8 protein-coding genes are annotated in these 12,121 nt (G+C 62.6%); 7 read left to right on the forward strand and 1 reads right to left on the reverse strand.

Annotation, left to right across the window (positions count from 1 at the left end):
• Positions 1-39: 39 nt before the first annotated feature.
• The gene (gene xthA, locus HX815_RS14255; protein ID WP_102369515.1) at positions 40-852 is read right to left on the reverse strand and encodes an exodeoxyribonuclease III; all 813 of its coding nucleotides are present in this window, start codon (positions 850-852) and stop codon (positions 40-42) included.
• Between the two features lie 203 nt (positions 853-1,055).
• Here xthA and HX815_RS14260 point away from each other — a divergent pair, with 203 nt between their 5' ends.
• The 7 genes from HX815_RS14260 (at position 1,056) to HX815_RS14290 (ending at position 12,090) form a co-directional block, all read left to right on the forward strand.
• Positions 1,056-1,706 (forward strand): N-acetyltransferase, encoded by a 651-nt coding sequence (locus HX815_RS14260; protein ID WP_003211798.1) that lies wholly within the window; start codon positions 1,056-1,058, stop codon positions 1,704-1,706.
• Positions 1,707-1,770: 64 nt separating this feature from the next.
• Entirely contained in the window at positions 1,771-3,498 is a 1,728-nt protein-coding gene (locus HX815_RS14265) for an autotransporter assembly complex family protein (RefSeq protein WP_023658973.1), read from the forward strand.
• Complete coding sequence (locus HX815_RS14270; RefSeq protein ID WP_177028447.1) at positions 3,498-7,181, forward strand: translocation/assembly module TamB domain-containing protein; 3,684 nt, start codon at positions 3,498-3,500, stop codon at positions 7,179-7,181. The genes HX815_RS14265 and HX815_RS14270 overlap by 1 nt, the downstream gene beginning before the upstream one ends.
• Before the next feature lie 145 nt (positions 7,182-7,326).
• Complete coding sequence (locus HX815_RS14275; protein ID WP_003211792.1) at positions 7,327-7,800, forward strand: MarR family winged helix-turn-helix transcriptional regulator; 474 nt, start codon at positions 7,327-7,329, stop codon at positions 7,798-7,800.
• Complete coding sequence (locus HX815_RS14280) at positions 7,797-9,260, forward strand: efflux transporter outer membrane subunit (protein ID WP_102605511.1); 1,464 nt, start codon at positions 7,797-7,799, stop codon at positions 9,258-9,260. The genes HX815_RS14275 and HX815_RS14280 overlap by 4 nt, the downstream gene beginning before the upstream one ends.
• 15 nt (positions 9,261-9,275) lie before the next feature.
• Positions 9,276-10,493: an efflux RND transporter periplasmic adaptor subunit gene (locus HX815_RS14285; protein WP_003211788.1), complete on the forward strand. Its 1,218-nt coding sequence runs from the start codon at positions 9,276-9,278 to the stop codon at positions 10,491-10,493.
• Between the two features lie 64 nt (positions 10,494-10,557).
• Positions 10,558-12,090: a DHA2 family efflux MFS transporter permease subunit gene (locus HX815_RS14290; RefSeq protein ID WP_003211786.1), complete on the forward strand. Its 1,533-nt coding sequence runs from the start codon at positions 10,558-10,560 to the stop codon at positions 12,088-12,090.
• Positions 12,091-12,121: the final 31 nt, after the last annotated feature.

Consider the following 12,121-nt stretch of genomic DNA (forward strand, 5'->3'; position numbering starts at 1 on the left):
AAGCCCGCTCCCACATTTAACGGCGCTGCTGTTAAGAAATCAGCTCAATTCCAGCCATATCGGTGCATGATCGGAGGGTTTTTCCATGCCGCGCAGGTCGTAGTCCACACCGGCATCCTTCACCCGGGGCAACAAGCCTTGGGAAGCCAGGATCACGTCGATTCGCAGCCCGCGCTTTGGCTCGTCTTCAAAACCACGGCTGCGGTAATCGAACCAGCTGAAGCGGTCTGCCACATCCGGGTTGAGGTGGCGGAAGCTGTCCACCAGGCCCCAGTTCTTCAGGCGGGCCATCCACTCGCGTTCTTCCGGCAGGAAGCTGCACTTGCCGGTCTTCAGCCAGCGCTTGGCGTTGTCGGCACCGATGCCGATATCGCAGTCTTCCGGGGAAATATTCACATCCCCCATTACCACCACGGCCTGTTCATTGCTGAACTGCGACTCCAGGAGGGTTTGCAGGTCCTCGTAGAAGCGCTGCTTGGCCGGGAACTTGGTGGGGTGGTCGCGGCTTTCGCCCTGTGGGAAATAGCCGTTCATGATCGTAATCGGGTTGCCGTTGGCGTCGGCGAAGGTGCCCCAGATAAACCGGCGCTGGGCGTCTTCTTCGTCACTGGCAAAGCCTTTGTGCAGCGCCAGCGGTTCCTGGCGCGAGAGCAGGGCAACACCGTAGTGGCCTTTCTGCCCGTGGTAATACACGTGATAGCCGAGGGCCTTGATCTCATCCAGCGGGAACTGGTCGTCGTGGACCTTGGTTTCCTGCAGGCCGATCACGTCCGGCTGGTGTTTCTCGATCAGTGCCGCCAGCTGATGAGGGCGGGCGCGCAGCCCGTTGATATTGAAAGACACGATTTTCATGGTCGGCGGTCCAGTCTGGCAAAAGGGCGATGCTAGCCGACAATGTAGGACGGGAGCCAGCCTTGTAGCAGCTGCCGAGGCACAAGGCTGCGTTGGGCTACGAAGCGGCGTCCGGTGGCTACACTGAACGAAACAGTGCCGCAGACGTTCGTAATAACAAGAGCGCGACCTTTTGAGTCAGCGCCCAGGGGAGATTCACTGTTATGCCTGACACCTCGACTGCCATCGCCCAGATCCACATGCTCGACAGCGGCTACTCCCGCGAAGCCCGTTCGCTGTTGTACCAGGCCTATCGCCATGAGCCGACGTTCGCCTACATCTTCGAAGCCGAACGTCCCGGCTACGAACAGCGGGTGCGCGCCACGGTGCGTGAGCTGGTCAAGCAGCACTTCTTCCAGAAACTCCCGGCGATTGGCCTGTTGGTCAACGACCGGCTGATCGGCATCGCCCTGATCGCGCCACCGACCCGCCGCCTGGGCATCACCGAAAGCTGGGCCTGGCAGTTGCGCATGTGGCTGAGTACCGGTGTGCGCGGTACCCGGCGTTACCTGGAATACCATCAGGCAGTGCTGGCGTGCCTGCCCTCGGATTCGGTGCATGTGCTGCCGTTGCTGGGGATTCACCCGCAATTCCAGGGCAAGCACTACGGTGAGCAACTGCTGGAAGCGGTGCACAACTGGTGCGCCGAAGACCCGCATTCCTCGGGCGTGGTGCTGGACACGGGGAATTCTCGCTATCTGGAATTCTATAAGCGCCAGGGCTATGAAGAGATCGGCGAGGTCGCTGTAGGACCGGTACTGGAACACGTGTTCTTTCACGCAAATCCGCAGGTGTTACAGGCTGCAACGGTTTAAGACAGAATTATTCAGACAAATCCGGGTTCTAACTCGCTCCCAAGCTCGTGTAGCATCCCGGCCTATGAAGTTTCCAGGAAGATTTACCAGCGGCTTGATTCTGCTGTTCACGAGCTGCGGCGCCTTGGCGCAAAGCGAATTGGATGTGCGCATCAAGCCTTCAAACGACGCGTTGAAAGCCAACATCGAAGGCTATATCGGCGGGGTCGGCGATCGTGACGAAGAAGCCCTGCTGCGGTTCAGCCGTGGCGCCGAGGAGCAGGCCCGCAAGGCCGCCCAGGCCCTGGGCTACTACCAACCGCAGATTGCCAGCGATGTGAAGGGCGGCAAGAACCCGCGCCTGATCCTCACCATCGACCCCGGCGAACCGGTGCATTTGCGCAATGTGACCATTCGGGTCGACGGCCAGGCCGCCGACCTCAAGGCCTTTCGCGTGCCCGCCAGCGACCAACTCAAATCCGGCGCCGTGCTCAACCACGGCAACTACGAAGACGCCAAGCGCGTCATCCAGAACCAGGCGTCACGCTACGGCTTTTTCAGCGGGCGCTTTACCAGCCAGAAACTCTCGGTCGACCCCAAGGCGGGTGTGGCCGATATCGAACTGATTTATGACAGTGGCCCACGCTACACCTTGGGCAAGGTCAGCTTTGCCGGCGATACGCCGTTTGATGAAGACCTGCTGCAACGCATGGTGCCGTTCAAGAGCGGCGCGCCTTACGACTCCGAACTGATCGCCGAACTCAACCAGAACCTGCAATCCAGCGGCTTTTTCGAAGGCGTGCGCGTGGACGCCGCCCCGGCGGCCTCGACCAATGACGTGATCCCGGTGGCCGTGCAACTGGAAACCCGCAAGCCGCGCACCATGGGCCTGGGCCTCGGTTACTCGACCGATGTCGGCCCGCGGGGCAAGGCCAACTGGACGCGCCACTGGGTCAACCCCCAGGGCCACAGTTATGGCTGGGAAGCCGAGCTTTCCGCGCCTCGGCAGAACGTCGGGTTGTGGTACGACATTCCCATGGACCCGCCACTGACCGACAAATTGCGCTTTGCCGGCGGCTACCAGAATGAAGAAATCGCCAACACCGACACCCTGAGTAAACTGCTCACCCTCGGCCCCGAGTGGCACAGCAAGTTGCCCAGCGGCTGGACGCGGGTGATCTCGCTCAAATGGCAGCGCGAAGAATATCGCCTGGGCAACGACTCGGGCCTGAGTACGCTGCTGATGCCCGGCATCAGTTATTCCTACCTGCGCAGCGACAACCGCATCGACCCGCACAACGGCTATCGCCTGCTGTTCGACGCCAAGGTCGCCAAGGAAGGCCTGGGTTCCGACACCAACCTGCTTTACGGCACGGCGACCATCAAGGGCTTGACCACCCTGTGGGACAACCACCGTTTCCTGGCCCGGGCGCAGTTTGGCGGCAGTGCCACCAACGGCTACAAATCCGTGCCGCCGTCGTTGCGCTTTTTTGCCGGTGGCGACCAGAGCGTACGGGGTTACGAGTACCAGACCCTGTCCCCGGAAAACGATCGTGGCGACCGCATCGGCGGCCGCTACATGGTGGCCCTGAGCGCCGAGTACCAATATTCCATCGCCGAAAAATGGCGGATCGCGACCTTTATCGACCAAGGCAACTCGTTCAACACCCTGGAAATGCCGAGCCTGAAAACCGGTGTGGGTGTGGGCGTGCGCTGGGTGTCGCCGGTCGGCCCGATCCGCCTCGACCTGGCCCATGCCCTCGAAGATCCGGGCGGCATTCGTTTGCACTTTTCCATGGGGCCTGAGCTGTGATGCGTGGTTTGAAAATAGCGGGGCTGGCCATTCTGGCGGTCCTCGCGGTGATAGTGCTGGCAATGTGGACGGTGCTGGGTACCCAGGTCGGCAGCCGGTGGGTGCTGGGCCAGGTGCCGGGTTTGACCGTGGAGAATTTCCAGGGTCGCCTTGGCGGGCAGTGGAGTGCCGACCACCTGTTGTGGCAGCAAGACAGCAGCCGCGTGGAGCTGCAGGCGCCGAAGTTCGACTGGTCGCCGGCCTGTTTAATGCGCATGACCTTGTGCATCAACCAGCTGGATGTGGAGCAGGTGAACCTGCAATTTCCGCCCAGCACCGAAGAAAGCAGCGGTCCGATTACCCTGCCGGACTTGAAACTGCCAGTCGCCATTCAGTTGGGCGACATCCGCATCGGCAGCCTGCTGTTCAATGGCAGCGAAGAGCTTCAGGGCCTGCAACTGGCGGCGCACTGGACCACCGCCGGAATGCAGATCGACTCGGTGCACCTGCAACGGGACGGTTTGGTCCTTGACCTGTCCGGCCTGCTGCAACCCACCGGCAATTGGCCGCTGACCGCCAGCGGTAACCTGAGCCTGCCTTACGCCCCGGGCGGTGCGCCCTGGGCGCTGGCGCTCAAGGTCGATGGCGATTTGCTCAAGACCCTCAAGCTCGACGCCGACAGCAGCGGCTACCTGCCGGCCAAGCTCAGCGGCGAATTGCAACCGCTGGTGGAAAACCTGCCGGCGCAGTTGCACATCACCGCCGACGGCTTCAAACCCAGCGCCGATTTGCCCGATACCCTGCAACTCAATCAGCTGGACCTGACCGCCAAGGGCGACCTGAGCAACGGTTACCAGTTGCTGGGCAAAGCCGTACTGCCCGCGGAAAAAGGCCCGGTGGACCTGCTGCTGCAAGGCAAGGTCGACGCCAAGGGCGCGCAGATCGCCGGGCTGGATTTGAATGCCGGTGACAAACAAAGCCTCAAGCTCAGTGCCAATCTGGACTGGCAGCACGGCTTCAGCGCCGACGCGAAAATCGACTGGCTGGATTTCCCGTGGCATCGCCTGTACCCCGTGATCGACGAACCCCAGGTGGCCTTGCGTACCTTCAATGGTGAAGTTTCCTACAAGGACGGCAACTATCTGGGCAACTTCAAGGCCGACCTCGACGGCCCTGCGGGCAAGTTCAGCCTGGCCAGCCCGTTCAGTGGCGACCTCAAGCAAGTGTTCCTCCCCGAGTTGAAACTCGCGGCTGGTCAGGGCAAGGCCGAAGGCCACCTGAACCTGCAATTTGCCGATGGCATCGCCTGGGACACGGCGCTGGACCTGTCGGCGATCAACCCGGCGTATTGGGTCGCGGAGTTGCCCGGCACCCTCGCGGGCCCGTTGCGCAGCAAGGGCGAAATGAAGAACGAGCAACTCAAGCTCAATGCCGACCTCGACCTCAAGGGCCGTCTGCGTGGCCAACCTGCCGTGCTCCAGGCCAAGGCCGAAGGCGCAGGCGAGCAATGGACCCTCGGCACCCTGGACATTCGCCTCGGCGACAACCGCATCTATGGCAGCGGCAGCCTGCAACAGCGCCTTGCCGGGCAGATCGACATCAAGCTGACGCGCCTCGCCCAGCTCTGGCCGCAACTGCGCGGGCAGATGAATGGTCGCCTCGACGTCGCCGGCACCCTGAAAGCGCCGCAAGGCAAGCTCAACCTGGTTGGCCAGCAACTGGCGTTTGAAGATAACCGCCTGCAAAACCTGACCCTGGACGCGAACCTGGATAATGCCCAGCGCGCCAAAGTCGACCTGAAAGGCAGTGGCATCCAGGCCGGTGAAACCCAGCTCGGCACCTTCAGTGCCAGCGCCCAGGGCGATATCAAAAGCCAGAAAGTCCAGCTCGACCTGGCCGGCCCGTTGCTCAAGCTGGCCCTGGCCCTGGACGGCAACCTCGACAAAGGCAACTGGCGCGGGCGCCTGGCCAGCGGCGATGTGCAAGCCGGTGGCCAGGACTGGAAGCTGCAAGCGCCGGCGAAGATCGAGCGCCTGGCCGATGGCAAGCTGACCTTTGCGGCGCACTGCTGGGTCTCCGGCCCGGCGAGCCTGTGCGGCGAAGACCAGCGCCTGATGCCCGAGCCGAAGCTGCGTTATCACCTCAAGCAGTTCCCAATCGACAGCCTGGCGCAGTGGTTGCCCAAGGATTTCGCCTGGCAGGGCAAGCTCAATGCCGACGTGCAGCTCGACCTGCCGGCCAGCGGCCCCAAAGGCGTGGTCTCGGTGGACGCCAGCGGCGGTACCCTGCGGGTCAAGGACAAGGACCAGTGGCTGGATTTCCCCTACGACACGCTGAAGCTGGAAACCACCCTCAACCCCACGCGCATCGACACCCAGCTCAATTTCCGTGGCGGCAAGCTCGGCGAGTTGCTGTTGCAGGCGCAGCTCAATCCGCTGGCGAAGAACAAGCCGATCACCGGCAACTTCACCCTGACCGGCCTCGACCTCGCCGTAGCCCGCCCGTTTGTACCCATGGTCGAAAAGCTCAACGGCAAGCTCAACGGTAACGGGCGGATCGCCGGCAGCCTGCTGGCGCCTCAGGTCAACGGCAGCATCAACCTGGTGGGAGGCGAAATCTCCGGCCCGGAACTGCCCACCAGCATTGAAGGCCTGAATATCCAGGCGTTGATTGCCGGCGAAAGCGTGCAGCTCAATGGCGGCTGGCGCAGCGGCAAGGCCGGGCAGGGCACTATCAAGGGGCAGATCGACTGGGGCCAGGCCCTGGCGGTGGATATCGCGCTGCAAGGCACGCAACTGCCGGTCACCGTGGAACCGTACGCGGCCCTGGAGGTGGCGCCCGACCTGAAGATCAGCATGAAGAACGACAAGCTGGCGATCTCCGGCAAGGTGCAGATTCCCAAGGGCGAGATCACCGTGCGGGAATTGCCGCCCTCGACGGTCAAGGTCTCGGATGACACGGTGATCGTCGGCAGCCAGACCGAAGAGGGCAAGCCGCCGATGGCCATGGCGATGGACATCGATGTGGAGGTAGGCAAGGACAAGCTGAGCTTCGCCGGGTTTGGCCTCACCGCCAACCTGCAAGGCCATGTGCACATCGGCGACAACATGGACACCCGTGGTGAACTGTGGCTCAACGACGGCCGCTACCGTGCCTACGGCCAACGCCTGACTGTGCGCCGCGCGCGATTGCTGTTTGCCGGGCCGATCGACCAGCCGTTCCTGGATATCGAGGCCGTGCGGATCACCACCGAGCCGTCCCGGACCGTCACCGCCGGTATTCGTCTGAGCGGCAGTGCCGAGCAGCCGACTACGCAAATTTTCTCGGAGCCGGCCATGGCCCAAGAGGATGCATTGTCGTACCTGGTGTTGGGGCGTTCGCGCACCACCAACGGTGAGGACAACAACATGCTGGCCGAAGCGGCGCTGGGTCTTGGGTTGATGGGCAGTGCCGGGGTCACGTCGGACATCGCCAAGAACCTGGGCATCCAGGACTTTGAACTGGACACCCAGGGCAGCGGCAACAACACCGCCGTGGTGGCCAGCGGCAAGATCTCCGAGAAGCTCAGCCTGCGTTATGGCGTGGGGGTGTTCGAGCCGGCCAACACCATCGCCTTGCGCTATTTGCTGAGCAAGAAGGTGTACCTGGAAGTGGCCAGCGGTGTGGCCAGCTCCCTGGATATTTTCTACAAGCGCGATTTCTGATCCGTCCACGGTAATGGTGGGAGCCTGGCTCCCACCATTTATCCGCTAATTAGCAAGCAACCTAACTATTCGTTTGACATTCGCTGCCTAGGCAGTAACATCGTGTCACACATTCACTGCTTAGGCAGTTAATAGGCTGGTCACGATGAAGCACTTCACCCCCGAAAACTTCCACAACTGCCACCTCGGCCTGCTGCTGGGCCGGGCTGCGCTGCTCAAAGACAAGATCATCGACACCCACATGGAACCCCACGGCATCACGGCCGCGCAGTTCAAGGTGTTGATCATCATGGCCCAGTACGGCGTCGACACCCCGGCCGAGCTGTGCCGCAACCTGTCGTTGGACAGCGGCTCCATGACCCGCATGCTCGACCGCCTGGAACAAAAGGACCTGCTGGCGCGCAAGCGTTCCGAGCAGGACCGGCGCCAGGTGCAGTTGGTGCTGACCGCCGAAGGCCAGCGCGTGGCCGACATGCTGCCGCACATCGGTGCCCAGGCCCTGAACCAGTTGGCGGGCGCCCTGGAGCCGGGTGAATTGCAAACCCTGGAAAAAATCCTGAAGAAAATTCTGATAGCTGCGGGTGACCCCATCACCATTCAGCGGGTAGGTAGTGCATGAACAATCGCTCCTTGCGTGCCGGCCTCAGCCTTGTGCTGGTGGCCATGACTATGGCCGGTTGTGCCAATTTCAGCGGCTTGAACACAGAAGGCAAACGCCTCGAAGCCAATAACCTGCAAACCGGCAAATCCCTCAGCGGCGTGACCCTGTCCACCGCCGCCTGGCCCACCGCCGACTGGTGGAAAGGCCTTGGCGATCCACAGCTCGACGGCCTGATCCAGGAAGCCCTGCAGAACAGCCCCGACATGCAAGTGGCCAGCGCCCGTGCCCACCAGGCCGAAGCCGCTGCCTATGCCGCCGACGCCGAGCGCATGCCGACCCTGGATGCCAGTGCCGGTGTCAGCCGTTCGCGCCTGGCCAAGGACCAGGACCCGTTGGGCCAGGGCGATGCCTACGCCACCGTGCGTAACATCGGTGCCAGCTTCAATTACAATTTCGACCTGTGGGGTGGCCAGCGCGCCGCCTGGGAAGCCGCGCTGGGCCAGGCCCGCGCTGCCGAAGTCGACCAACAGGCCGCGCGCCTGACCCTCGCGGCCAACGTCGCCAAGGCCTACAGCGACCTGGGCCAGGCCCATATCGTGCGTGACCTGGCCAATGATGACCTCAAGCGCACCCGGCAGATGCTCGACCTGGGCCAGCGTCGCCTGAACTCCGGGATCGACAGCCAGTACCAGTACCAGCAAACCGAAAGCCTGGAAGCCAGCTCCCAGTCGCAACTGATCGATGCGGAAAAGCAACTGCAGAGCGCGAAGATCGCCCTTGCAGTGTTGCTCGGCAAAGGCCCGGACCGTGGCAGCGAACTGGTACGCCCCAACGTGCTCAAGCCGAGCGCGGTTGCGGTGCCTTCGGTGTTGCCTGCCGAGCTGGTGGGCCGTCGCCCGGACCTGATCGCCGCACGCTGGCGGGTGGAGGCGGCGAGCAAGAACATCGCGGCCAGCAAGACCCGTTTCTACCCCAACCTCAACCTGAGCGCGAGCGCCGGGGCCGAGTCGTTGCTGGGGGATGCGATGTTTGGTTCGGCCAGCCGCTTCTTCAGCATTGCGCCGACCGTCTCGCTGCCGATCTTCGACGGCGGCCGCCTGCGCGCCGACCTCGACGCTCGCGACGCCGACTACGACCTGGCCGTGGCCCAGTACAACAAAACCCTGGTGCAAGCCTTGGGCGATATCGGCAACACACTCTCGCAATTGCGCGAGACCGGCCGCCAGATCCAGGCCCAGCAACACGCCGCTGACATTGCCCAGCAGTCCTACGACACCGGCGTCCAGCGTTACAGCTCAGGTATCGGCAATTACCTGGACGTGCTCAGCATCGAACAGCAACTGCTCCAGGCCCAGCGTCAGTTGGCCACCCTGAATGCCGAGCAAATCGATCTTTCGATTCAACTGATGCAGGCCCTGGGCGGCGGTTTCCACGCCGATAACGTGGCCTCGACCACCCCAGCCACGCGCACTGAATAATTCAAGGTACTTGTCATGGCCACTGCCGAAACCAGCAACAACGCTCCTGAAACAAACAAGGCTGAACAACCCAACACCAGCAATCCGCGCAAACGCAAAGTCATGCTGTTTGTGCTGGCGCTGATCGTCATCCTCGGCGCCTTGGGCGTGTGGGGTTGGTACGAATTGTATGGTCGCTTCAGCGAAAGCACCGACGACGCCTACGTCAACGGCAACGTGGTGGAAATCACCCCGCTGGTGACCGGCACCGTGGTGAGCATCGGCGCTGACGACGGCGACCTGGTGCATGAAGGCCAGGTGCTGATCAACTTCGACCCCAACGACGCGGCCGTCGGCCTGCAAAGTGCCCAGGCCAACCTGGCCCGCACCGTGCGCCAGGTGCGTGGTTTGTACAGCAACGTCGATGGCATGAAAGCCCAGGTGCTGGCGCAACAAGCCAACGTGCAAAAGGCCCAGGACAACTACAACCGACGCAAGAACCTCGCTGCCGGCGGGGCGATTTCCCAGGAAGAACTGTCCCACGCCCGTGACGACCTGACCTCGGCGCAAAACGCCTTGGCCAACGTGCAGCAACAGTTCAAGACCAGCAGCGCCCTGGTGGATGACACCGTGATTTCGTCCCACCCGGACGTGCAGGCTGCCGCCGCACAGTTGCGCCAGGCTTACCTGACCAACGCCCGCAGCACCCTGATCGCACCGGTGACCGGCTATGTGGCCAAGCGTACCGTGCAACTGGGCCAGCGGGTCCAGCCGGGTACTGCACTGATGGCCGTGATTCCGCTGGATCAACTGTGGATCGACGCCAACTTCAAGGAAACCCAGCTGCGCAATATGCGTATCGGCCAGCCGGTGGATATCGAATCCGACATCTACGGCAGCGACGTGAAATTCAGTGGCACCGTCGACAGCCTCGGCGCGGGCACGGGCAGCGCGTTTGCCTTGCTGCCGGCGCAGAACGCCACCGGTAACTGGATCAAGATCGTGCAACGGGTGCCGGTGCGTATCCATGTGAACGCCGATGAGTTGGCCAAGCACCCGCTGCGGGTGGGCCTGTCCACCGTGGTCGACGTCGACCTGCACGACCAGAGCGGCCCGGTACTGGCCCAGCAGGCGCCGCAGAAGGCGTCGTTCACCACCAACGTTTACGACCGCCAGTTGGCCGAAGCCGACGCGATGATCACCCAATTGATCCATGACAACAGCGTCGCCGCTCCCAAGGCTGCCCAGCGCTGATTCGCCAATCCATCAGCTGCGGCCCCGGCGGCCGTAGCGCCAATCATGTTGCACAGGATTCGCGATGAGTAACGCTAACGCCTCCTTCACGCCGCCCAGCTTGCTGATGGCCACCATCGGCCTGTCCCTGGCGACCTTCATGCAGGTGCTCGACACCACCATCGCCAACGTGGCGCTGCCGACGATTTCCGGCAACCTCGGCGTGAGTTCGGAGCAGGGCACCTGGGTCATCACCTCGTTTGCCGTGAGCAACGCCATCGCGCTGCCGCTCACCGGCTGGCTGAGCCGTCGCTTCGGCGAGGTGAAGCTGTTTCTGTGGGCCACCATCCTGTTTGTGCTGGCCTCGTTTCTCTGCGGTATTTCCACCTCGATGCCCGAGCTGATCGGCTTTCGGGTATTGCAAGGCCTGGTTGCCGGCCCGTTGTACCCGATGACCCAGACGCTGCTGATCGCGGTCTATCCCCCCGCCAGGCGTGGCATGGCCCTGGCGTTGCTGGCGATGGTCACAGTGGTGGCGCCGATTGCCGGGCCGATCCTCGGCGGCTGGATTACCGACAGCTACAGCTGGCCGTGGATCTTCTTTATCAACGTACCCATCGGCATCTTTGCCGTGATGGTGGTGCGCTCGCAACTGAAGAAACGCCCGGTGGTCACCAGCTATCAGCCGATGGACTACGTCGGCTTGCTCAGCCTGATCGTCGGCGTCGGCGCCTTGCAGATCATCCTCGACAAGGGCAACGACCTGGACTGGTTCGAGTCGAACTTCATCATCATCGGCGCGGTGATCTCGGCTGTCGCCCTGGCGGTGTTCGTGATCTGGGAAATGACCGACGAGCACCCGGTGGTCAACCTGCGGCTGTTCGCCTATCGCAACTTTCGCATCGGCACGATTGTGTTGGTACTCGGGTACGCGGGTTTCTTCGGGATCAACCTGATCCTGCCGCAATGGCTGCAAACCCAGATGGGCTACACCGCCACCTGGGCGGGCCTGGCGGTGGCGCCGATCGGGATCCTGCCGGTGTTGATGTCGCCGTTCGTGGGCAAATATGCGCACAAGTTCGACCTGCGGCTGCTGGCGGGGCTGGCGTTCCTGGCGATTGGCTTGAGTTGCTTCATGCGTGCCGGGTTTACCAATGAAGTGGACTTCACACACATCGCCCTGGTGCAGTTGTTCATGGGGATCGGCGTAGCGCTGTTCTTCATGCCGACCTTGAGCATCCTGATGTCCGACCTGCCGCCGGCGCAAATCGCCGACGGCGCTGGCCTGGCGACCTTCCTGCGGACCCTGGGCGGCAGCTTTGCGGCCTCATTGACCACCTGGATCTGGATTCGCCGGGCGGACCAGCACCATGCCTACATGAGCGAAAACATGACCACCTACGACTCGGCCACCCGGGACGCCTTGCAGGCGCTCGGCGGGGCAGGGCACAAGGCGTATGCGCAGTTGGACCAGATACTGACGAGCCAGGCGTACATGATGTCCACCGTGGATTACTTCACGTTGCTGGGGTGGATGTTCATGGCGTTGATCGTGATTGTATGGCTGGCGAAACCGCCGTTTGCAGCGAAGGCGGGGCCGGAGGCTTCTGGCCACTGATCGAAAGACCGAACTCGGTCAATGTGGGAGC

The organism is Pseudomonas sp. E6002, assembly GCF_013385565.1.
Taxonomy (GTDB): Bacteria; Pseudomonadota; Gammaproteobacteria; order Pseudomonadales; family Pseudomonadaceae; genus Aquipseudomonas.

Coding starts and splice junctions, on each gene's coding strand:
- xthA (WP_102369515.1), bottom strand. CDS start 852: ATGAAAATCGTGTCTTTCAATATCAACGGGCTGCGCGCCCGCCCTCAT.
- HX815_RS14260 (WP_003211798.1), top strand. CDS start 1,056: ATGCCTGACACCTCGACTGCCATCGCCCAGATCCACATGCTCGACAGC.
- HX815_RS14265 (WP_023658973.1), top strand. CDS start 1,771: ATGAAGTTTCCAGGAAGATTTACCAGCGGCTTGATTCTGCTGTTCACG.
- HX815_RS14270 (WP_177028447.1), top strand. CDS start 3,498: ATGCGTGGTTTGAAAATAGCGGGGCTGGCCATTCTGGCGGTCCTCGCG.
- HX815_RS14275 (WP_003211792.1), top strand. CDS start 7,327: ATGAAGCACTTCACCCCCGAAAACTTCCACAACTGCCACCTCGGCCTG.
- HX815_RS14280 (WP_102605511.1), top strand. CDS start 7,797: ATGAACAATCGCTCCTTGCGTGCCGGCCTCAGCCTTGTGCTGGTGGCC.
- HX815_RS14285 (WP_003211788.1), top strand. CDS start 9,276: ATGGCCACTGCCGAAACCAGCAACAACGCTCCTGAAACAAACAAGGCT.
- HX815_RS14290 (WP_003211786.1), top strand. CDS start 10,558: ATGAGTAACGCTAACGCCTCCTTCACGCCGCCCAGCTTGCTGATGGCC.